Here is a 22,331-nt window from a genome sequence, read left to right as displayed (position 1 = left end):
ATGAGGTAAGTCGGCGGCAGCGAGTAGAGGTTGGGGATCGCGCTGAAGCAGGTCGCAGGGCAGTCCGCCTGAGTGGCGCGTGACGAGAAACGCCATGCAACCACGCGGCGGCTTCGACGTTCTTCGCATGCAGCATGCCGTCAGGGAGCGCGAAGGATGAAGCGGTCACACGCATTTCTCGTCGGATCGATCCTCGCCATGCCGTTGGGGACGCCGCCGCTTCACGCACAAGCCCCAACCATCCTGCTCTACACCCAGGCCCTGTCGCCCGCGGCGACGGTCCTGATCCAGGGCAGGCTGCAGCAGGCGGGCGTCTACGCTGGCCAGGCCGACGGCATCTGGGGCCCTGACAGCCAGGCGGCGCTGGAACGCTTCCAGCAGACGCGCAATCTCCAGGTCACTGGCCAATTGAACGAGGCGACGGTCGCGACGCTCGGCGTGGCGCCCGGTGAATTGCTCGCGGCGCGGACCATGCCGCCGCCCGCGGCAGCGTCGACCGGCGCGGCCGTGCCGGATCCACTGAGCGCCGGCGCGGTGCGGAACGTCCAGCAGCACCTGCGATCGCTCGGATTCTATCGCGGTGCGGTCGATGGCCTCTGGGGACCCGGGACGCAGAACGCCATCGAGCGCTTCCAGCAAGGCAGAGGCCTCCAGACGACTGGCCAGGTCAACCCGGCGACCCTGCAGGCGCTCGGGCTCGATCCGAACAATCCTGCCGCGCCGCACCGGGCGCAGTAGAGGTCCTCGGGAGTGCCGCCTGCCGGCCGGCCAGCGGCAGTCCGGCAGGCGCCGCGCTCTCGAAGCATCATGGCCGTAGTCGATCAGCCGGGCGGTGGATCAGCGGAGCGCGGCGCGCGCTCGAAGTATGGCCTCCTGCTCGTCGCGCTCGCCCTGGCCGCGGGCGCATTCATGGCGTGGCAGACGGCCGGCACGCTGCTGATGATCTTCGGCGGTCTACTTCTGGCCGCACTTCTCGACGCCGCGACGCGTGGGCTGCAGCACCTGCTTCCCCTTGGCCGCGGGGTCTGCTTCGCCATCGTCTGTACGCTGTCGGCGGGCTTGATCCTGATGGGAGTCGCCTGGGGCGGGTACACGATCGTCCACGAATGGGATGAGTTGCATCACGTCCTTCGCAGCCAGCTGGAGAACATCGGGAACCGGCTTGCCGAGATGGGCGTGCAGACGCCCGGTCCGCGCGGAGGGCGCATCACCGACGAACAGATCGCTCGCATCCTCCTGCCGGATCCCGCCGGTCTCTTCGGTCAGGCGCGCTCGGCGCTCGGCACCGCGGGCGACGTCCTGCTCATGCTCTTCATCGGTTTCTTCGTCGGTCTCAATCCAGCCGCCTATCGCCGCGGGCTCGGGAGCATCCTGCCGCGCGAGCGCCGCGACCTCGTGCTCGATGTCTTCGACGACATGGCCGAGACATTGCGGTGGTGGCTTGTCGGCCAGGTCGTCACCATCGTTGTCGTAGCACTTTCGATCGCGTTCGCGCTGATGGCCCTGGGTACGCCGGGAGCCCTAGTTCTTGGCCTCCTGGCGGGTCTTCTCAACTTCATTCCTTACCTCGGGGCCTTCGTCGGCGCCGTTCCGATCGCGATCGCCGCCTCCTCCCAAGGCAGCACCATGGTCGTCTGGGTGATCGCGATCTATCTCGTGATCCAGATCGTCGAAGGGTATGTGCTTACGCCTCTCGTCCAGCGACGCACGGTCCATATCCAACCCGCGCACGCCCTCGGCATGCAAATGCTGATGGGAACGCTGTTCGGTGCCGTCGGCATCGCGCTTGCGGCTCCGCTTCAGGCGGTTCTCCGCGTTGCGATCATGCGCTGGTCGGTGGGTGATGGAGATCAGGTGTAGCGCGCCCATCGCCCCGGGGCTTGTACGCGGCGGAGCCTACTTTCCCGCAGTTCTGCCTGCGAAGAAACCGCTGATCAGCGAGATCGCGAGCAGCTCCATTGGTGACAGGTCTCGCCCCACCTTGAGTGCCGCGATCAGCGCCATCTGATCCTGTGGGGTGCCGGCCGCGGCCAGGGATCGCAGCAGGGCCTCAAGGTTCTCGGCCGATGGCGCCTCGGCAGGGCGCGCTTTGGACGAACCCGCATACCAACGAGCGAGCGCGACGCCCGCAACGACGGCAACGACGCCATAGGCCGTAGAGATAACGACCGCCGCGAAGACCGGCCCCTCGACCGCGCTGAGATGCGCATAGGCGGCAAAGGTTCCGAAGCCCAGGCTGACGGCGGCGAGCAGCGTCACCGCCTCGGCGCCGATCATGCTCATCAGGAAGTCGCGCGGCTGCCAATCCGCCGCGGCGACCAGGAGGCGATGCAGCCCGCGGAACATGGGCTGTCAGTGCCGCGAGCGGCTCATCATGCCGAGCGCCATCCCGACACCGAAGGAGATCAGCATGGCGGTGAGCGGGTTGCGTTCGATGCTGGCCTCGATCTCGCCCCCGGCCGCATTGACGCGCGACTTGACGTCGGCCGCGGTGCTCGTGACCTTGGCCTTTGCATCATCGACGATATCCGAGACGCGCTGTGCTGCGCCCTGTGCCTGGCCCTGCATCAGCGCGGTCATGGAGTCCGCCAGGCGGGCCACATCCTGCCGGAGGGCGGCCAGGTCCGCCGCCACGTCTGCGCTGGGGGCTTCGGGAAGCTTGGTCATGGACATCTCCAGTCATAAAGGCGCCTAACGGGGAATACGCCATGCCGGTGCCGGCATGGCGTGCGCGGTCACTCCGGCTGGATGCGCGTGATCTTCGACTCATTGATCGAGAGCGACGCCATCAACCCCTGCTGGCTGAAGCTGATCGCGTAGACCGGCGCTGCCAGCGTCGTCGAGGTGATGTCGGCCTGCATGCCCTGGTCGAGTGCCACGACCGCCGGACCGGTGCCGATCTCCCAGCCGCTCTCGGCGTCGAGCGCCGCACAGGCCGCATCCGTCATGAAGAACATGGCGAGGCCGGCAACCTGCGCGCCCATCGTGAAGCCGAAGGATGCGCCGGCGATGTTGTAGTAGCCGACCGCCCGGTCACCGGCGATGAGCGCACCCTGGCCGTACTGGCCACCCACGATGAAGCCGCCGCTGAGGATGCGCGGAAAGATGAGGATGGATTTCGCCCCAGCAAACAGCGGCCGCGTGATGTCCAGCGTCCGCAGCGCGCTGAGCGCGTTCGCCACCTCGCCGTCGATCTCCGCCCGCGTTACGGCCAGGGCCGCGCGTGACGCAAAAGCAAGCATGGTGGGCGCGCTGGCGATCACCGCGCCCAAGGGAAGCATCTGGCGCCGGGTAGTCTCGGTCATGATGGCCTCCTTGCCTGTGGCGCGCCGAACCACGCAATGGGCAAGGCGGAGCCCTGCCACTCCGACCGATAACGCGCGACGGTCGAATGAGTTTCGCGTGCGTGCGAGCCGTCACGTCCCGTGCGCGGGACCGGAGCGTCTTCCGCCGCGATGCCGCGCATTCCGCATCGTGCCCGTCACAGCATTGTGCCTGGCGGCGCCAAGCCTTCGCCGCGGCAAGACGGATGGTATTGAGGTCAGCGGAAGCCGAGAAAGCCCAGGATGAACAACACGATGACGACGGCGCCGACGATGTAGACGATGTTGTTCATGACCGGTCCTTCCTTGCGGGCGTACGGCATCCGTCGCCCGGAAGGTTCCGCGGCAAGGGATCTCGTCCAGCGTCGCGAAATGCGCACGGCCATCCATCGACGGTGTCACGCCGTCCGCGGTGACGCCCGATCGGCACCTCGGTTGCGATGTTGATTCAACGCCATCCGACGGAATGGTCCGCGGCCAAGCCGGTACGGCTCGCCCGCGCGGCAGCGTTCCGCCAGCCGGGCGGAATGGGGCCATGCTTGCCGGCAGTTCGTAGACGGCAGCGGACGAGCCATCTCCGTTGCGGACAGTCTTCGCGACATCGGGGCGGGAGACGCGGCCTCGTGTCACGCGGCGTCGCGCCGCATCCGTTACGCCGTGCCGATCCGTCCTGGAGCCAGCACCGCTTCATCGGCGACGATCTGTCCGTCCACCACCTCGATGATGCGGTCGCAGCGCTGCGCCAGGCGCGGGTCGTGCGTGACGATCAGGAAGGTGGTGCGACTCGTTTGGTTCATCTCCCGCAGCAGGTCGAAGACGCCATCGGCGGACCTCGTGTCGAGATTGCCGGTCGGCTCATCCGCGAGCACCAGCGCCGGGGACATGGCGAGCGCGCGGGCGATCGCGACCCGCTGCTGCTGGCCACCGGAAAGGTTGCCGACGCGGCTGTCCTTCCAGGGCAGCAGGCCGACGCGGTCGAGCAGGGCCTCGGCATGGCGCCGCATCGCCACGTCCGGGCGGTTGCGGTAGAGCAGTAGCGGCATCATGACGTTCTCGGCGGCTGTGAAGGCGCCGATCAGGTGATGATGCTGGAACACGAAGCCGATGCTGCGGCCCCGCAACTGCGTCAGCGAGGCGTCGTCCATGTCGCGCGTATCGCGCCCCTCGATGAACAGCGTTCCCGCCGTCGGCCGGTCGAGCAGGCCGATCAGGTTGAGCATCGTGCTCTTGCCCGATCCGGAGGGACCGATCAGGGCGCAGAACTCACCGCGTCGCAGCACCAGGTCGATGCCGTGCAGCACCTCGACCTCGCGCGGCGTACTCGTGCCGAACGACTTCCGCACGCCTTCGAGGCGGAGGACCTCGGGCTCATCCGGCGCGGGGGCGTCAGCCACGGATCGCCTCGACGGGATCGAGCCGCGCGGCGCGCAACGCGGGCGCCATCGCCGCGAGCACGCCGGTCGATGCGGCCACGACCGCCGCGATGACGAAGAGCTGCGGCTGAATCATCAGGGGAAACAGCGGGCTCCCATCCGCCTGGCGCACCGAGGCATGCCACGCCACCAGCGCGCCGACGCCTGCGGCGGACCCGATCAGCGAACCCAACAGCCCGAGCACGCCGCCCTGGATCAGGAACACCCGCAGGATCTGCCCGCGCCGCGCGCCCATTGCGCGCAGGATGCCGATTTCGCGCGAGCGCTGCACGACCGACACCACGAGCACGCTCGCGATGCCGAGCGCCACGGACAGGCCGACGGACAGCCGGATCACCGTGTTCGATGTCTGCTGCGCGTTGACCGCCGTGAAGAACTGGAGATTCGTCCTGATCCAGCTGTCTGCGCGGATGCCGGTCATGCCATGGGCAAGCCGAGCCAGGATCTCCGCCGCGTAGGGATCGTGCAGCGTCACCTGCAGGCTCGTCACGCCGCCGGTGAGACTGAGCAGGCTCTGCGCCGTGCGCAGGGCGACGAAGGTGCTGCGTTCGTTGACGCCACGGTTGCCGAGGTCGAAGAGGCCCGTCACCGTAAGCGTCGCATCGCGACCCGTCGCTGTCGTCACCCGCAGCTTGTCGCCAACGCCTACGCCGAGTTCGACCGCGAGGTCGGTGCCGATGACGATATCCTCGCTGGTCAGTCGCGGCTGTCCCGCCACGATATTGTCCGGCAGCTTGACGATGCGGAAGTAGCCTTCCGGCTCGACGCCGGTCAGCGTGATGGAGCGGCTCGCTTCGCCGCGTACCGCAAGCGCGCCGCCGGCGGCGACAGGCGTCGCCACGGCGATCTGCGGCAGGTCACGCATCTGACGCAATACGGTCTGCCACTGGTCGATGGAGCGGATACGCTGCGGCGGCCGCTGAACCACCGCATCCTGGATCACGCCTTCCGCGGCGCGCAGCGGTCGCGCGACCTCGTCCGGCGGCAGCAGGACAAGATGTGCCTGCGCGCTCAGGACGCGATTGAGGAAATTCGCCTGGATGCCGGTGAGCAACGCCGACATGAACACGATCACGGCGACGCCCATGGAGACACCGGCGAGGATGAAGATCGTCTGCATCCACCCGTCGCGCAGGAACCGGATGGCAGCGATCCATTCGAAGGGCAGCCAGGTCCTCATCGCGCTGCCACGGGCCGAACCCGGCCGCCATCGGCGACCGGCGCGCCGGACGGCACGACCAGGTCGCCTTCGCGCAGCCCATCCAGGATCTCGACCCGCTGCGGACCGCGCAGGCCGATCGTGACGGGGCGGCGTCGTGCCCGCCCGTCCTCGATGCGCAGCACCCAGGGCGCCGCGCCCGCCGCGTCGCGCACGGCCGAGACCGGCAGGACAAGCGCATCCGCGCGCTGGGCCACGGAGATGTCCGCCGATACCGTCATGTCCTGGCGCAGATAGTCCGGTGGGGCCAGCACGCGCAGCTTCACCTCGACGGCGGCGCGATCGGGATCGACGGATGGGTTGATGTAGGCGAGCTCCGCGGCGAAGCGCCGATCCGGATAGGCGTCCGCGGAGGCGACCGCCTGCTGGCCGATGACGATGAGGCCGAGGTTCTTCTCGTCGATCTGCAGCACGATCTCGATCTGCCCGATCGGTGACAGCACCATGAGGACCTGGTTCGGCTGCACGACCCAGCCGCGTTCCACGTTCCGGGCAATGAGCGTGCCGGCTTCGAGCGCCCTGATCTGCGTGTAGTCGAGCCGCGAGAGCGCCACGAGCAGGCTTGCGCGCGCCTGCCGCAGCGTGGCTTCTGCAGCGACGTATTCGGTCCCGCCAGGGACGTTGCCGGCAACCTGCGCCTGCGTGGCCCGTACCTGCGCCTGCGCGATGTTGAGGGCGCGCCGGGCGTTCTCGAGTTGCGCCTGCGTTTCGAAGCCACCCGAGCGCAGGCTTTCAGCGCGGGCGTATTGCTGCTGCGCGTTGAGCAGCGTCGACTGCGCCTGGCTCAGGTTCTCCTGCGCCACGGGGAGCGTCACCTCGACGATCTGGCGCAGGCGGGCCGCCGCTTGGGCCGTCGCCGCTTCCGCCTGTTCGACGCTTGCGCGCAGTTCGCTGTCCTCGAGCGTGACGAGAACCTGGCCGAGCGCGACCGCCTGGCCCTCTGTAACGGGAACGGAGGCGACGGTGCCGGTGATCTGGCTGCCGATATTCACGCGGTGTGGCGTCGCGATGCGGCCGCTTGCCACGACGCTCTGCACCAGCGCGCCGCGGACCACAGGGTGCGCAGCGACCATTGGCCCGAGGAACCAGGGAATTGCCAGGTAGAGGCCCGCGCCCAGCAGCACCAGAAGGGCAACGATACGCCAACGCCAGCTCCACAGCCGCACGCCGACGAGCCTGCCGATGCGCGGGGGCGTCACCACAATCTCCGTCGGCGGGCCATCCACGAGGCTTCCCGTCGCGGCTGTCGCCGTCACCGCTGTCCGTGGGAGCAAAGCGCCATCATGCTCCGAGGCTGAGGAGCGCGGCGCTGAGTCGGACGACATCATGGCTCCTCATCTTCCTATACGGTCGTATCGCCCACGCAGTTCTGTCCCAAGGGCGCCGGCGCCAGCACTTCGCCACGTCCGATGATCGAAATCCGAACGGCATCGCGGCAATGCCGGACGATCGCGCCAGTCGTGCGGCCGCCGCCCCGGAAAGAACGATGTGACGGAGGCGTAGTTGCCCCCATCAAACCAGAAATGCGGCTTGGGTTAATGACTGCGTAGCGATGAACTCAGGTGTTAGCGCATGCGCAAGCCGCTTCGAGTGGGGATGGGGTTGTCGTCGTCGAACCGTTCGGCGATGCGCCGCAAGACGGAGATTGCGTCGCACCTTAACTTCCGACGGACGTAGTCGCGCTTGCAGGTCTTCACGCAGGCCCCCCAGACACCTTGCTCTCAGCAATGACCGTGGCGCTATCGCGGCGCTGACGGGCATTCCGCCCCATCCGCTGAACCCGATGCAAACTATTGCGCACTCGGCTCGAACTTTTGAGCGAGGTCCTGCAGCATTCGCGCCTATCGGGCCAACTCCGCCATATCTGCCGCCGAAAAGCTGGTGATTAGCGCGCCCTGAACCTGATCATCTCGGACACCTCCATCTCGAGCCTCGGGGTGTCCACAGAGCCGTGTCCACTTCAACCAAAGACGAAGCGGTTTGCGTCGTTGCCGCCGGTCAGCGTTGACGCTCCCGTGCCACAGGCGGTGATCTGGTGGGCACCATCGCCGGCGTCCAGCACGGAGTCCGCCAGGTTCAAATTGCTGCCGCCAAACAGCGAGTCGTTGCCGGTACCGCCGTTGACATTCTCTCGGCCGAAACCGCCGATCAGCGTGTCGTTGCCTTTCTCGTCGTTCAGGTGGCTGTGGACGTAACCGACACGTCTCCGCTTAGCCGCCATCGATCAGGTCGTTGCGTGCCCCCCCTGACACCGCATCAACCCCGCGGCGACCGTAGACGGTGCCGTCGCCACCCTGACCTGCGGCCCGCTTTCTGGATCGCGCTGAATTGGAAGACGCCCGCCTGGACCGTCCGGAGATGGGTAGCAGGCCAACCCCCAACGGGAACCAGCGACCGTGCCCGATCGATCCGAGGTGGCAGTTCAGGAAGCCCACAGTTCGCTAGCTCCCGGTGTCTATCCGCAGCTCGGCTATCGAAGGCAAAAGCACTCTCCTACGAAGCCGAATACCACTAGCGACGCACTGGGAGAGCGACGTAGACGGTAATTCCTAAGGGGACAATCTTGCCCGTCGGCTGGAACGCGATGTCCACCTATCTCGTGTACGCCTCACGCCCTGAGCATAGTGGGTGCCCCTCGGTGGCTGCGCGTCCCCGCATCCTGAAGTTCTCGGCAAATCAACCCCTTCCAGAGACCCGGCATCGGCCTTTGCCGAACCGTGTCAATGCTGCCGTACGACCGCCTTCGACCCGGAGCGATCGTAAATGCCCGCGGTCTCGCGTGCATTCTGGGACGAGCGCGCGGCGGCCCCCTGCCGCTCAGCCAGGGTGATGCCTGCCGCGCGCACGACGCGCGCCCATCTCTCGCGCTCGCCGGCGACCAGCGCGCCGAAGGCCTCGGCGTCGGCGAAGCGCGCCAGCAGGCCCTGCGTATCCATGCGCGCGGGCAGGTCCGTCTCGCGCATGGCCCAGGCGGTCGCCGCCTCGAGCAGCGCCAGCGCGGGGAACGGCATGCCGGACGGGCCGGCGATGCCGATCCAGCCGGCGGCCTCCACGCCCTCAAGACCCGGTGTCTCGGCGATCGTCGGCAGGCCGGGGCGTCCCGGGAGGCGTTCCGTATGCAGCGTCGCGAGCGGGCGGATATGCCCGGCCTCGATGCCTGGGCCGAACCTCACCAAGGTGTCGATGCCGATCTGCAGTCGGCCGCCAATCAGGTCGCGTGCCACCTCGGAGCCGCCGCGGAACGGGACATGCGTGATGTCCAGCGCACCCGCGCGCGCCTTCAGCAGTTCCAGCGCGAGATGCTGCAGCGAGCCGATGCCGGGCGTCCCGGCGTTCAGTCGGCCCGGCTCCCGCCGCGCCAGAGCGATCAGCTCCGCCATTGACCGGACCGGCAATTCGGCGGGCACGACGAGGACGTAGGGCACCGTGGCGACCTGCGCCAAGGGCAGTAGGTCGCGCGCGGGATCGAAGGCGAGGTCGCGCTGGAGCGCGGCGTTGACCGCGATGTTCTGCACGTTGCCCATCAGCAGCAGATGCCCGTCGCGCGGTGGAGCGGCGCTGGCGACCGCCTCGGCGGCGATGTTGCCCGTCGCAGCGGCCCGGTTCTCGACGGCGAAGGACTGCCCGAGCCGCTGGGTGAGCCGCTCGGCCACGGCGCGGGCCGCGAAATCGAGCGACCCGCCGGGCGCGAAGCCCACCAGAAGCCGAACCGTCCGGCTCGGCCAGGCCGGCGGCTCCTGCGCACGGGCGGGACGGAGGGGATCGCCGGCCAAGTCGAAGCCAAGGGTGATGGCGGACCGACGCGCGATGCCTCTCATGGGGTGCTTCGCCTTCCTGATCGTTGCGTGGGTGGCCAACGCCAAGCAACGCATCGAAGAATGGAGGTGCCACTACAACGAGGAGCGACCGCATTCAGGCTTCGGCAACTTGACCACGACGGCTTTCGCCAACCAAGGTCAACCAACTCGAGAACTTGCGTAGACCCCGGACCAGAGCCGGAGTCAGGACCACGTAGACCAACTCTCTCATGGCCCTTGGACTCCCGACCAGGGGCAGGTCGCTCGAGCTACTTCAGTTGCCGCATTTCCGAGGGCATCAGGCCACCGTCCTTCTTGCGCAAATTTTGGAACGTCGCCTCCGAAATGCCCGCCTTGCGGCAGACCTCCGAAGTCGCCGTCCCCTACTCCGCGAGGCGCAGCGCGAACGCAATCCGCGCATCCGTGAATTTCGACTTCTTCATCGCCACCCCTTCGTCTCCCGGCCCAACTCTAGACTGGAATTCTCCAGTTAAGGGCGGTCCAGGATTCGGGCGGCAAGTCATCGAACGAATCACAGCACCAGGAAGTTCGTGTCCGTCAGCGTTCCCGTGAGGCCGGCGAGCCGAATCTCCATGTCGTTGCCGTCCATGGCACCGTCGCCATTGACGTCGATCTGCAGGATGCCTGCGCCGTCCAGCCGCGCCTGGGACGCGCCAGTGTTGGCGAAGGCATCGGAGCCGACGTAGGCAACCAGCCCGGTGAAGCCGGAAATGCCCTGGAAGACGAGCACGTCGGCCGCCGCATCGAAGCCCGTGACCTGGTCGCTCCCCGGTCCGACAGCCGAATCCTGGATCGCGGTGAAGCGGAACTGGTCGCTGCCGACGCCGGCGCCGATGATGTCCGCGCCCAGGCCGCCCGTCACGGTGGTGACGTTGGGGTTGCTGCCGCCGATGGTGATGGTGTCGGCGCCAGCGGTCCCGATGACGTTCTCGGTGTTGAGCACGGTGACCACGTTGCTGCCGACGCCGTCGAATGCGAGGCGCAGCGTGTCGTTCGCCCCCGTCGAGAAGTCGAAGACGGTGCCGAACTGCACGTTGAGCAGCGTGAGGTCGTCATTCACCTGCGCCGTGTTCACGGTCACGGCCAGGCTGCCGCCAATGCCGCCGACGATGGACAGGGCCATCGTGCCGTCGATGCCCACAAGGTTCAGCGCATCCGTCCCGGCCCCGAGGCTCACTGCCTGGTTCGACAGCAGCGGATCGACGGCGAGGTTGACCACGTCGTTGCCCGCGGTGCCGTTCACCACCTCGACATTGGTGAGCGAGATGACGTTGCTGAGGCCCGACAGGTTGACCGTGTCGGAGCCGCCCCCGAGATCCATCGAGAGGCCGATCGCCGAATCGCCGAGGAAGATCGTCTCCGCCGTCGCCCCCATCGCGGTCACCGACGCGACGTCGACGAGGGTCAGGTTGTAGGTGCCGCCGCCGCCTTCGAGGGAGACCGTGTTCGTGCCCCCGCCCAGGTTCAGTGTGGCGATGCCGGTGGTCGAAAGGGTGACGACGTCGTCGGCCGCGAAGGCGGTGATGAACTCGGTATTGCCGACGGTGACGAAATTGGCCGCGGCGCCGCCGCCCATCAGCGTCAGCGTGTCCGTCCCGAAGCCCAGGTCCACGATGGCGCGCGCGCCGGTCGGGTCCTGGTGGAGCACCACGCCGTCATTTCCGCCCGAGCCGAAGAGGTTCTCGAGGTTGCGCACGGTGACGGCATTGCCGGCGATATTGGCGAGGCGCAGGATGTCGTTGCTGCCCGCGCCGAAATCGTAGGTGGCGTTGGACTGCTGGTTGAGCAGGTTGAGGTCCTCGTTGCCGCCCGTGGTCGCGAGGTTGACCGTCAGGCCCGAGCCGCCGCCGCCGCCGATGGACATCGACATGGTCGTCGCATCGCCGACCAGGTTCAGCACATCCGTGCCGAGCCCCAGGTAGATGCTCTGGTTGACGATGGCGGGGTCGACCGTGAAGTTGACCACGTCATTGCCCACGCCCCCGGTGGTCAGGCTCTCGGTGTTCGACACCGTGATCGTGTTGTTGCCGGTGGCGAGGTTCAGCGAGTCGACGCCGGTCCCGAGGTCCACGGCCAGGCCGTTCGCCACGTTGATGAGATTGAGGGTATCGGAGCCGCCCCCGAAGTTGGTGACCAAGCCCACATTCGCTAGGGCCAGGCTGTAGGTGTTCGCCCCGAAAATGGCCAGCGTCACGGTGTTGGTGCCGCCGCCTAGGTCGATGTTGGTGAACGCGCCGCTGGCCAGCGCGACCAGGCTGACGCTGTCGTCCAGCGACGATCCGATGATCGTCTCTGCGCTACCGACCGACACGATGTTGCCCGTGCCGCCATTGTCGCCGAGCGTGAGCGAGTCAACGCCGAAGCCGAGGCTGATCGTCGCCGCCGGCCCGCCGACGGTCTGGAAGAGGGTGACGATGTCGTTGCCGCCCGACCCGGTCAGGGTCTCGACGTTCCTCGTGGTCACGGTGTTGTTGATGCCGTTCAGCGTCAGCGTGTCCGCGCCGGCGCCGAGGTCGATCGATGTGCCGTTCTGCGTGGAGGAGAGGATCAGGTTCTCATTGCCGGCGGCGCCAGTGATCGCCTCCACATTGACGGCGTTGAGCGTGTAGCCCGTGCCGGCGGTGCCGAGGACGATCGTGTCGGCCCCGCCGCCCAGGTTGAACAGGCTATTGGGCAGGTTGTTGCCGATGGTCACCGTCTCGGCATTGTCCGTACCGAAGATTCCGTTGCCGTTGGGGATGCCGAAGAAGCCGACGAGGCTTAGCGTCGAGACGCCCAGCACGACGCCGTCGTTGAAGCGCAGAACTTCGACGCCGGTCAGCGCGTCGGTTCCATCAGAACTTACGACCTGCGTGACGGCGCCGCCCGAGAAGGTGAGGGTGCCGGCGGCGCGATTCGTGGCGAAGATGGCGATGTCCGTTCCGCCGCCGCCGTTGATCGCGTCGTTGCCGGCGCCGCCGGAGATGTTCTCGGATCCGGCGCCGCCATCGATGGTGTCGTTGCCGCCCTGCCCCTCGAGCGTGAGCACCTGGGTGACGCCGACGGAAATGGTGTCCCCGAAGTTCGACCCGCGCACGGCATTCACGCCGGTGAACGTGTCCGTCCCGACAGAGGCGCCGCCCGCGGCGGTGCCCGAGGCGCCGCCAAGGCCCGGGACCAGGCCCGTGAAGCTGATGTTCACCGCGCCGGTAGCGCTGATGAAGGACAGGCGCGTGGTCCCGCTGCCGGTGACGGCGTCGTCCCCGCCCATCCCCTCGAATTCGTTGAGGGTGCCGCCGAGTGCGCCGGCGGCGCCGCTGTTGCCGATGTTGAGCGCGCCCGCCTGCGCAAAGCCCGTGGCGTCGTAGATGTCAGCGGCATTGGTGCCGCGCACGGATTCGATCGCGCGCAGCGTATCCGTGCCGTGCGCCAGCAGCGCCGTCGCGTCCCGCCCGGTGACGGTGCCAGCCGCCATCTGCACGCTGATGCCAACTGCGAGCGTGACGCCGTTCAGGCCGTTGTTGTTGTACCGCGCGCTGTCGAAGCCGAGGCCGCCGTTGATCAGGTCATCGCCGCCCCAGCCCTCGAAGGCCTCGGTGGCGAACTGCCCGTTGTCGGAACCGGTGAAGCTGTCGTTGAAGGCCGACCCGCGCAGGGCGTTCACGGCAGTGAAGGTGTCGGTACCGACGGAGGAATCGCCCGTCGCCGTCCCGGCGCCCGCCACGGGGCCGGACATGATCACGGTCACCCCGCCCGTCGCATTGCCGAAGCTCAGGCGCGTGCTGCCATTGCCGGTGATGGTGTCGTTGCCGCCCATCCCCTCGAATTCGTTGAAGGTGCCCTGGTCGCCTCCGTTGTTGGCGCTGGCGGCGGCGGTGAAGGTCGCGGCGTTGTAGCTGTCGGCGGCATTGGTGCCGCGGATGGCCTCGATGCTGCGCAGCGTGTCCGTGCCGGCCAGCGCCGTGGCCGCGGCGTCCCGGCCGGTGACGGTGCCCGCGCCCAGGTTCACGTCGATCCCGAGGCTTCCGAAGTTCAGGTTGTCGTAGCGCACGCGGTCGAAGCCCGACACGCCGTCGATGAAGTCGTTGCCGCCCATCCCCTCATAGGCTTCGCCGGTGTTCCCGTTGGCCGAACCGACCAGGCTGTCGTCGAAGGCCGACCCGCGGATCTGCAGGATGCCGCCCAGCAGCGTATCCGTGCCGATGCCGGCCACGTCGCCAGCCAGGATGCCGCTGGCAACGCCGACACTGAGGTTCACCGACACGCCGGAGGCGGCTTCGGTATAGCTCAGCAGCGTAAAGCCGTTGCCGGTGATGGTGTCGTCGCCGCCATGCCCCTGGAAGGCGTTGAAGCTGCCCTGGTCGTTCACGCCCGTGGCGTAGCCCGTGGTCGCGGTGTAGCCGGCCGCGTTGAAGGTATCGGCGAGGTCGGTGCCGCGGATGGCCTCGACGCTGCGCAGCGCATCCGTCCCGGCCGAGGCGCCGCCCGTGACGCTGCCCGCTGCGAGGCCCACGACGATCCCCTCCGTGGCGAGGCGGTAGGACGCCGTATCGAGCCCGGTGCCGCCATCGAGCGCGTCGTCGCCGGTGCCGCCGATCAGCGTGTCCCGGCCATTGCCGCCATAGAGCAGGTCGTCGCCGCCGGCGCCGTCCAGCAGGTCGTTGGCGTCGAGACCGTCGATGGCATCGACGCCCGCCCCGCCGGTCAGCGTGTCGGCGCCGATCGTGCCGAGGGTGGGGCCATTCACGTCGCCGACCGTCGCCGCATCCACCTGGCTGTCCAGCGCGGTGCCGGTGAAATCCGCGGCGACGGTGGTGAGCGCGCCGGCATCGAGGCCGGATGTCGCGAGGGCCTGGGTCGTGCTGCCGAGTGCGACCTGCGCGGCCTGGGCGATGGCGGTGAGCCCGTCGGGCTCGGCCGCGGCGGCGGCCACGCTGGCATTCGCCGCGGCGATCACCTCGCTCGCCAGGACGATGGCGGCGGGGTCGGCCGAAGGCGCGACATCGGTGACGAGCGCGCCGAGCGTCGCCGCCGAGGTGAGGTCGACCGTGCCGGGTGCGGCAAGCGCGCCCGCCAGGCTGGCCACGACATCCTCGGCGCCGGCACCGGTGGCGGCGGCGATCTGCGTGATGGTCGCCTGCACCTGCACGCCGGCCGCGAGCACGGCGATGGCGTCCGGATCGCCGGCCACGGCGGCCGCGACCGGGTCGAAGCTCGTCAGGTCCACGCCCGGGGCGAGCCCGAGGCTGTCGCGCACCGCATCCTGCGCGTTGGCGATGTCGGTGGCGCTGGCGCCGGGCCCGGCGATGGCCGCGATCAGCGTGGTGAGCGGCGTGATGACGCTGGACCCCGCGGGCGCCGTCAGCGTGCCGGCGAAGCTCCTGCCGGTGGACGTGTCGATGCCGCCGGTCATGACCAGCTGGCCGCTGCCGCCGGTCAGCGTGAAGCTGCCATCGGCATTGGTGGTGGTGAAGGCCTCGCCCTGGTCGCGAATGCCGTTGTCGTTCGCATCGGCGAAGACGGTGGCGCCGGCGATGTAGCCGTCGATCACCTGGCCGCTCTGCTGGCCGGCGGCGGGCGCGATGCTGACCGGCAGTTCGACCGTGGCCGAGGCGAGCACGGCGCCCGACTGAGTTGTTCCCGTCACCTGCAGATCGAAGTCGCCGGCCAGCCCGATCGCGCCATCGGCGGGGAGGAGCGCGAGACCCACCAGCTGCGCGGGCGTGAGCACCCAGTTGCCGAGTTCGTCCTGCACGCCGGCCGACAGCACATAGGCGGAGGGCACGCCGGTGATAACGAAGGATTGCAGCGTGGCGTTTCCGCCCACATCGACGAGGCTCGCCGAGATCGAAAGCGGGATGGCGGTGCTCGCGGCCGTGCCGCTGGCCCCTTCGACCTCAATGCGCGGCCCGTCCAGCGTGCCTGCGATGGCGACGGAGATCGACTGGGTCGCGGTGCCGTCGAGCGAGGCGACGGTCAGCGTGTCGGTCGCCGTCGTGCCCAGCGCCAGCGCCTGCACGTTCGCCGCGCCGTTGGCGAGCGTGTAGGTCCATTCGCCCGTGTTCACGTCGAGGGCGAAGCTGCCATAGGTGCCGTCCAGCGAGGCGGGCGTGGCAAAGCGGGCTTCGCCGCCATCGGCATCGTCGACCATGATCGTGCCGGTGGCGGCCTGCACGCCGTCCTCCGCCACCGCGCCCGTGGCGGTGCCGGTGATCGAGGCGGCGTCGTTGGCGCCGGTGATGGTGACATCGACCTGCCGGGTGACCACGCCGCCCTGCTGGTCGTCGATCGTGACGATGAAGCTCTCGACCCTGGTCTCCCCGGCCTTGAGGTACTCGACCGCCGAGGCGGCCACGGAATAGGTCCAGGACAGCTGGCCGCCGGTGCCGCTGCCCGTGGTGTCGCTGTCCTTGACGGCCGTGAGCGTGCCGAGCGTGGTGCCGACGGGCGCGCTGGAGACGAGGTGCACATCCGAGACATCGACGTCGCCGAAGCCGATCGTGCCGACGTCCTGGATGAGCCCGGCCGGGCTGCCCTGCTCGGTCACCGCGCCCGAGAGGTCCTGCGACGTGATCACGGGGCCGTCGTTGGTGCCGGTGATGGTCACGTCGACCTGCCGGGTGACCGCCCCGCCCTGCTGGTCGTCGAGCGTGACGGTGAAGCTCTCGACCCTGGTCTGGCCGGCCGCGAGGTATTCGACCGCCGAGGCGGCCACGGAATAGGTCCAGGTCAGTTGGCCACCGGTGCCGCTGCCGGTGGTGTCGCTGTCCTTCGCGAGCGCGAGCGCGCCGAGGACGACGCCGATGGGCGTGCCCGCCGCCGAGACTAGGTGGACGTCGGCCAGGTCCGCGTCGGAGAACCGGATGACGCCGCTGTCGACGAGGTTATCCGCGGGCGTCGGTGCCTCGGTCGCCGCGCCGGTGAGGTCCTGCTGCGTGATTGACCAGCCCCCATCGAGTGATCCAGGCGGAATTTTAGTGGGCCATCCCAGCCGCGCCTGCTCCTGAGCTGATCTGCGACCTGGCCATTGGCAGCGTCTCGGGGGCTGGCGGGCGGTAACCCAGCGACGAGTGCGGCCGGACCTGGTTGTAGTGCCGCCGCCATTCCTCGATCAGCACCTGCGCTTCCCTCAGCGTGTTGAACACCTCCCCGTTCAGCAACTCGTCGCGCAGCTTGCCGTTGAAGGATTCGACGTACCCGTTCTCCCACGGGCTCGCCTTCTCGATGTAGGCCGTCCGTGCGCCCACGCCGGCGATCCACGCCTTCACCGCCTCGGCGATGAACTCCGGCCCCTGGTCCGAGCGGATATATGCGGGCGTCCCGTGCGCGAGGAACAGCTCCGCCAGCACGTCGATCACGTCCGACGAGGTCAGCCTGCGCGCCACCCGGATCGCCAGCGCCTCACGCGTGAACTCGTCCACCACGCACAGCATCCGGAACTTCCGCCCCTCTCGCGTCCGGTCCTCGACGAAGTCGTAGGCCCAGAAGTGGTTCGCCCGCTCCGGCCGCAGCCGAATGCAGGACCCGTCCGCCAGCCACAACCTGCCGCGTTTCGGCTGCCGCTGCGGCACCTTCAGCCCCTCGCGGCGCCAGATCCGCTCCACCCGCTTGCGGTTCACCGCCCAGCCCGCGTCCCGCAGCAAGGCGGTGATCCGGCGATAGCCGTATCGTCCGTACCGCTTCGCCAGTTCGATCATGTCGGCCGTCAGCCGGGCCTCGTCGTCCGCCCCGCGCGGCGCCTTCCGCTGCGTCGAGCGGTGCTGCCCCAGCACCGCGCAGGCCTTGCGCTCGGAGATCCCGATCTCGCGCACCACATGCTCGACGCAGGCCCGCCGCCGCGCGGGGCTCACCATTTTCCCGACGCGGCTTCCTTCAGGATGACCTTCTCGAGCGTCAGGTCAGAAACCGCCTTGCGCAGCCGCGCGTTCTCCCGCTCGAGTTCCCTCAGCCGCTTCACCTGGTCCAGCTTCAGGCCGCCGAACTCCGTCCGCCAGCGATAGTAGGTCGGCTCCGTCACGCCGATCGCGCGCACCGCATCGGCCACCGTCTTGCCCTGGCCGACCAGCACCTCCGCTTGCCGCAGCTTCGCGACGATCTCCTCAGGCGTGTGCGCCTTCTTCCGCCCCATCCCACAACCTCCCATCGCTGCCGCCGGACTACATCACCGGCGGACCGCTTCTAGGGGGTCAGGTCAAGCATCGCGACCGGGCTTCTGGATGCCGCACGCGGGGTCTTTGGGCTGGCGCTGATCGCAATGCTCGTGCTGGGGGTGGTGGCGGCGCGGGCGCGCGCCACGCCTCAACACCGCGCTTGGATGATCCGCGCATATGCCATCGGCATGGGGTCGGGAACCGTCGCGCCGGTTATGTTCCCGGTCTACCTGATCAGTGGAGAGCCACCCACGGGGCTGACCGCCGACATCGTGGTCCTCGGCATGTGGCTGCTCACCATCGCTGTGGGTCAATGGGTCGTCCGGAGGCTCGCATTCCCCAGACCGCTGTAGCCCGTCGGCACCGTGACCCGGCCGGCTCAGCGTCTGGGGAGAGCACATGCACATTGGCAAGGCAGAGAGTCATAGAGGTAGCCTCGGTGACGAAAACGCGGAGCGCGGATCCGTCAATGGTTTCAGATGGTCTCAACCAGGACTTGGCCCGTTTTCCTGCTCACACTGGCCGCTGACGCCGGGGTGCGCCGGATCGTCTTCAGCAGCGGATCGCCCGTGTCGATGTCGGTGACTATCAGCGCGCCGCTGACCGTTGCCTCCGCCGTACCAAAGTGTTCGCTCTCGAAGTACGGATTCGGGCAAGTGGGGTTCGAACCACGGCAAGAGTCGACCTCGCTGAAACCGTTCCTTTACCTAGGTTTTTGAGTTCCGTACTAAAGCGCCCAAGTCGGGGGGCGGAGAGAATTGGCCTCCGGAGAGCGATTTCTGGGCGTCTCCGCGTCCAGCCAGTCAACAGGTCCGCCCCGAAAACCCCAGGAAACCTGCCACTCAGGGCGGCGGTCGGTCTAGCGGAGAGCACGCCTCGCATGGCAACTGGCGGACCGGTGGGCGTTCGAGGCGAGCGTACGCGTCTTGCCCAATGTCATCCCAGCCGTGTTCGGCATAAGCCGATGCGTGTCCCCGATTTGATCCTGTCATGGGGCTAAAGAGTGCTTAGCGGCGGAGATTCGAGTTCGGTATAGAGGGATCCAGGCCCCCCGAACCCGCCTCAACATCCTTTGTCACCTTGGCGGTGAGCCTTCACGGGCGAAGCGGGGGAGCATCCCCTCCCCCGACCATCACCCCCGCATATCCTCCGCGATCAGATCCGCCGCCTTCTCCGCGACCGACAGCACCGTCGCGTTGATGTTGCACACCGGGATGTCGGGGAAGACGGATGCGTCCACCACGCGCAGCCCGTCGATCCCGCGCAGCCGCAGCCGCGCATCGAGCGGCGCGGCGGCATCCCCGCCCATCCGCACGGTGCAGGAGGGGTGGTAGACCGTCCCCCCGGTGGCCTTCGCGAAGTCAAGCAGCGCCGCGTCGCTGTCCACATCGGGGCCGGGGCGGACCTCATGCGCGACGATCCCGCGCAGCGGCTCCGCCGCCATCCAGCGACGGGCCAGGCGCAGGCCGCGCACCACGCAGGCCTCGTCCGCGCGTTCGGTCAGGAAGCGTGGCGCGATCGCGGGCGCGTCCTCCGCCCGCGGGGATCGCAGCGTCACCGTGCCGCGGCTCTGCGGCCGGCACTGCCACACGCCCAGGGTGAAGCCGGGCTCCGTCTCCGGCACGCCGATGCGCCCGTCCTGCCAGGACAAGGGCCCGCCATTGATCTGCACGTCCGGCGCCTCGAGCCCCTCCTCGGTGCGGGCGAACAGCGACATCATCCCCGGCGACCAGGTCAGCACGCCCTTGCCGGTGAAGGCCCAGCGCAGCACCTCGACCGCAAGGCGCGGCCAGACGATGCGCCGGTTCGCCGACCAGCGGTGATCGGCCAGGCGGAAGGTCAGCCGCGCGATGTAGTGGTCCTGCAGGTTGCGCCCCACACCCGGCGCGTCGAGCAGCGGCGCGATGCCCTGCGCGGCCAGCACCTCCCCCGGCCCGATGCCCGACAGTTGCAGCAGATGCGGCGAGCCGATCGCGCCGGCGGCGAGCGCCACGCCGAAGCGCGCGCGCAGCACCCGCTCCTGGCCACCGCGGCGGATGGCGATGCCGGTCACGCGGCCTTCCTCGACGATCACGCGCAGCACCAGCGCCTCGTCGATCACGGTCAGGTTCGGGCGGGACAGGGCGGGCACCAAATAGGCGCGCGCGGCCGAGACGCGCCGCTGCCCCCGCCGGGTCTGCTGGAAGGTCGAAAACCCCTCGCGCCGCGGGCCGTTCATGTCGGCGTTGACCGGCAAGCCGATCGCTTCCGCAGCGCGGGCGAATTCGTCGAGCAGCGCGGGCGTCTCCGCCAGGTGCTCGATCGGCTGCGGGCCCGCCGTGCCGCGCCCTTCCCCGCCGCCGGCGAAGGATTCGTGGCGCATGAAGTACGGCAGCAGGTCGTCCCACCCCCAGCCCGTGCAGCCCTTCTGCGCCCAGAGGTCATAGTCCGACGGATGCCCGCGCACATGGCCGAGCCCGTTGATCGAGGACGACCCGCCCCAGACCCGCCCGCGCGGATAGTCGAGCGCGCGATTGCCCGTCGCCGCATCCGGCTGGGTGCGGAAGCCCCAGGTCAGGCGCGGATGGTCGAGGATGCGCGCATAGCCGGCGGGGATGTGGATGTAGGGGTGGCGGTCGCGCCCGCCGGCCTCGATCACGGCGACGGTCGCACGTCCATCGGCGGACAGGCGGTTGGCCAGCACGCAGCCCGCGCTGCCGGCGCCGACGATCACATGGTCGAAGGTGTCAGTCGTCATCGCCCGGCGGTGTCTCCCCCACCTCCACCGCCGGCACGTCCCGCGCGATGGCGAGGATGGTGCGCCGGACCCACGCATGCCCCGCATCGCCGTCGAGGCGCCGGTGGAAGATCATCGACAGCCGCGTGTGGCGCATGCCGAAGGGGGATTCGCGCAGTGCGAGCCCATGCGCGGCCGACAGCAGCCGCGCCAGCCGCGCCGACAGCGTCATCACCATGTCGGTCCGTAGCAGGATCTCCGGCACCGCCGACAGATGCGCCACCACCGCGCCAAGCCGCCGCTTCTTCCCGCGCGCGGCCAGCGCCACGTCGACCGCCCCGTCGCGCGACCCGTTCGGCGAGTGCAGCAGGTGCGGGAAGGCGATCAGCCGGTCCTCGTCCAGCACGCCCCTGGCCAGCGGATGGTCCGGGCGCATCAGCGTCAGGAAGCCTTCCGGCAGCAGGCGCATGCGCGTGTAGATCGCCGGCGGCTCGGGCAGCACGCCGATGGCGAGTTCCGCTTCCCCCCGGTCGAGCAGCGCCTGCCAGTTGGTGCGGTCCGCATGCCGCACCGCGAGCAGGCAGCCCGGCGCGTCCTTCGCCAGCCGTTCCAGCAGCGCGGGGACCAGCACCGCCTCGGCGTATTCGCTCAGCGCGAGGGTGAAGACGCGGTCGCTCGTCGCGGGATCGAAGGGCGCATGGGCGGCGAGCGTGTCGCGCAGCCGGTCGAGCACCTCGGCGACCGGGCCGGCCAGGGCGAGGGCGAGCTCCGTCGGCTCCACGCCCCCGGGCCGGCGCAGGAACAGCTCGTCGTTCAGCGCCGCGCGCAGCCGCGCCAGCGCGTTCGACACCGCGGGCTGGGACAGGTTCAGCCGCTGCGCCGCGCGCGTCACGTGCCGCTCGCGCGCCACCGCGTCGAAGACCCGCAGCAGGTTCAGGTCGAGGGTGGAGAGGTCCGCCATTCGCAGGCGTGATGATGGACGTTCGGAGGCTCCGTTGGAAGCGCCCCCGGACCCGGGCGCATGGTCCGCCCATCGCAGCGGCACGATGCCGCGCAACGGAGACACGAACGATGCTCGACACCCGCACCACCACCCCCTACGCCGCCCTGCTGCTTCGCGTCAGCCTGGGCGTGATGTTCCTCGCCCATGGCGCGCTGCTGAAGCTCGGCACCTTCGGGCTCGCCGGCACGATGGGGTTCTTCGGCTCGCTCGGCTATCCGCCGGTCTTCGGCGCCATCGTCACCTTCGCCGAGATCGGCGCGGGCATCGCGCTGATCGCCGGCGTCGGTGTGCGCGTGGTCAGCCTGCTCGCGCTGCCCATCCTGATCGGCGCGACGATCCAGCATTGGCCGGCGGGCTGGATGTTCAGCGGCCAGGGCGGCGGCTGGGAATTCCCGGCCTTCTGGACGGTCGCGCTGCTGGTGCAGGCCGGGCTCGGCGCCGGCGCCCATGCGCTGGACGCGAAGCGGCTGCTCGGCCGCGGCGCGGTGCCGGCGCAGGCCTGACGGTTGCAAGGGGGCGCCGCCCCCTCCTCCTCCCCGACCGAGGGCCGAAAGGCCCTCGGACTGGCTACAACGACGCCAGGGCGCGCGCGGCGACGGTCGCCGCCGCGAGGTCCCGCGCCGCGGCGGCTTCCCGCACCAGCGCCGCGACGGCGCCGGCGCGCCCGCCGGCGGCCTCCCCGCCCGCCAG

Annotated in this window: 16 protein-coding genes and 2 pseudogenes; 5 read left to right on the top strand and 13 right to left on the bottom strand. The window is 69.1% G+C overall.

The window, feature by feature from the left end:
• Positions 1 to 156: 156 nt before the first annotated feature.
• Positions 157 to 738 carry a peptidoglycan-binding domain-containing protein gene (locus J5Y09_RS09740; protein ID WP_209351572.1) on the top strand — a complete coding sequence of 194 codons (582 nt, stop codon included), beginning with the start codon at positions 157 to 159 and terminating at the stop codon, positions 736 to 738.
• Positions 739 to 807: 69 nt separating this feature from the next.
• Positions 808 to 1,860 (top strand): AI-2E family transporter, encoded by a 1,053-nt coding sequence (locus J5Y09_RS09735; RefSeq protein ID WP_209351571.1) that lies wholly within the window; start codon positions 808 to 810, stop codon positions 1,858 to 1,860.
• A 36-nt stretch (positions 1,861 to 1,896) separates the two neighbouring features.
• Here the strand turns inward: J5Y09_RS09735 and J5Y09_RS09730 are convergent, their stop codons facing one another.
• From J5Y09_RS09730 to J5Y09_RS09695, 8 genes are all read right to left on the bottom strand, one after another.
• Positions 1,897 to 2,346 carry a hypothetical protein gene (locus J5Y09_RS09730; protein ID WP_209351570.1) on the bottom strand — a complete coding sequence of 150 codons (450 nt, stop codon included), beginning with the start codon at positions 2,344 to 2,346 and terminating at the stop codon, positions 1,897 to 1,899.
• A gap of 6 nt (positions 2,347 to 2,352) precedes the next feature.
• Positions 2,353 to 2,667, bottom strand: a complete 315-nt coding sequence (locus J5Y09_RS09725; protein ID WP_209351569.1) for a DUF883 family protein — start codon at positions 2,665 to 2,667, stop codon at positions 2,353 to 2,355.
• 68 nt (positions 2,668 to 2,735) lie between these two features.
• On the bottom strand, positions 2,736 to 3,305 hold the full coding sequence (locus J5Y09_RS09720) for a lipid-binding SYLF domain-containing protein (RefSeq protein WP_209351568.1): 570 nt from the start codon (positions 3,303 to 3,305) through the stop codon (positions 2,736 to 2,738).
• A 668-nt stretch (positions 3,306 to 3,973) separates the two neighbouring features.
• On the bottom strand, positions 3,974 to 4,717 hold the full coding sequence (locus J5Y09_RS09715) for an ABC transporter ATP-binding protein (protein WP_209351567.1): 744 nt from the start codon (positions 4,715 to 4,717) through the stop codon (positions 3,974 to 3,976).
• The gene (locus tag J5Y09_RS09710) at positions 4,710 to 5,936 is read right to left on the bottom strand and encodes an ABC transporter permease (RefSeq protein ID WP_209351566.1); all 1,227 of its coding nucleotides are present in this window, start codon (positions 5,934 to 5,936) and stop codon (positions 4,710 to 4,712) included. The genes J5Y09_RS09715 and J5Y09_RS09710 overlap by 8 nt, the downstream gene beginning before the upstream one ends.
• Entirely contained in the window at positions 5,933 to 7,174 is a 1,242-nt protein-coding gene (locus J5Y09_RS09705) for an efflux RND transporter periplasmic adaptor subunit (RefSeq protein WP_209351565.1), read from the bottom strand. The genes J5Y09_RS09710 and J5Y09_RS09705 overlap by 4 nt, the downstream gene beginning before the upstream one ends.
• A 761-nt stretch (positions 7,175 to 7,935) precedes the next feature.
• Positions 7,936 to 8,196: a calcium-binding protein gene (locus J5Y09_RS09700; RefSeq protein ID WP_209351564.1), complete on the bottom strand. Its 261-nt coding sequence runs from the start codon at positions 8,194 to 8,196 to the stop codon at positions 7,936 to 7,938.
• 499 nt (positions 8,197 to 8,695) lie between these two features.
• Positions 8,696 to 9,793, bottom strand: a complete 1,098-nt coding sequence (locus J5Y09_RS09695) for a Bug family tripartite tricarboxylate transporter substrate binding protein (RefSeq protein WP_245216997.1) — start codon at positions 9,791 to 9,793, stop codon at positions 8,696 to 8,698.
• A 31-nt stretch (positions 9,794 to 9,824) separates the two neighbouring features.
• Between J5Y09_RS09695 and J5Y09_RS09690 the strand changes: the two are divergent.
• Positions 9,825 to 9,956: pseudogene (locus tag J5Y09_RS09690) on the top strand (integrase core domain-containing protein); the annotation flags it as partial.
• 88 nt (positions 9,957 to 10,044) lie between these two features.
• Here the strand turns inward: J5Y09_RS09690 and J5Y09_RS24305 are convergent.
• The 3 genes and pseudogenes from J5Y09_RS24305 to J5Y09_RS09680 form a co-directional block, all read right to left on the bottom strand.
• Positions 10,045 to 10,215, bottom strand: a pseudogene (locus J5Y09_RS24305) (transposase); the annotation flags it as partial.
• Positions 10,216 to 10,304: 89 nt separating this feature from the next.
• Entirely contained in the window at positions 10,305 to 16,637 is a 6,333-nt protein-coding gene (locus J5Y09_RS09685) for a VCBS domain-containing protein (RefSeq protein WP_342451450.1), read from the bottom strand.
• A gap of 109 nt (positions 16,638 to 16,746) precedes the next feature.
• A protein-coding gene (locus tag J5Y09_RS09680) for an IS3 family transposase (protein WP_209351560.1) occupies positions 16,747 to 17,900 on the bottom strand; the annotation gives its coding sequence in 2 pieces (ribosomal slippage) (positions 16,747 to 17,624 and positions 17,624 to 17,900; 1,155 coding nt in all).
• Positions 17,901 to 17,969: 69 nt separating this feature from the next.
• On the opposite strand from J5Y09_RS09680, the gene J5Y09_RS24850 reads away from it, so the two are divergent.
• The gene (locus tag J5Y09_RS24850; protein ID WP_408904055.1) at positions 17,970 to 18,275 is read left to right on the top strand and encodes a DUF2306 domain-containing protein; all 306 of its coding nucleotides are present in this window, start codon (positions 17,970 to 17,972) and stop codon (positions 18,273 to 18,275) included.
• Between the two features lie 779 nt (positions 18,276 to 19,054).
• On the opposite strand, the gene J5Y09_RS09670 is transcribed toward J5Y09_RS24850, so the two are convergent.
• Positions 19,055 to 20,659 carry a GMC family oxidoreductase gene (locus J5Y09_RS09670; RefSeq protein ID WP_209351558.1) on the bottom strand — a complete coding sequence of 535 codons (1,605 nt, stop codon included), beginning with the start codon at positions 20,657 to 20,659 and terminating at the stop codon, positions 19,055 to 19,057.
• The gene (locus tag J5Y09_RS09665; protein WP_209351557.1) at positions 20,649 to 21,599 is read right to left on the bottom strand and encodes a LysR family transcriptional regulator; all 951 of its coding nucleotides are present in this window, start codon (positions 21,597 to 21,599) and stop codon (positions 20,649 to 20,651) included. Before J5Y09_RS09665 ends, J5Y09_RS09670 begins: the two co-directional genes overlap by 11 nt.
• Positions 21,600 to 21,709: 110 nt before the next feature.
• Here J5Y09_RS09665 and J5Y09_RS09660 point away from each other — a divergent pair, with 110 nt between their 5' ends.
• A complete protein-coding gene (locus J5Y09_RS09660; protein ID WP_209351556.1) occupies positions 21,710 to 22,144 on the top strand; it encodes a DoxX family protein in 435 nt (144 codons plus the stop codon).
• Positions 22,145 to 22,331 lie beyond the last annotated feature (187 nt).

The organism is Roseomonas nitratireducens (assembly GCF_017813355.1).
In the GTDB taxonomy this organism is placed as follows: domain Bacteria; phylum Pseudomonadota; class Alphaproteobacteria; order Acetobacterales; family Acetobacteraceae; genus Neoroseomonas; species Neoroseomonas nitratireducens.
This window is presented reverse-complemented; position numbering and strand designations above follow the sequence as displayed.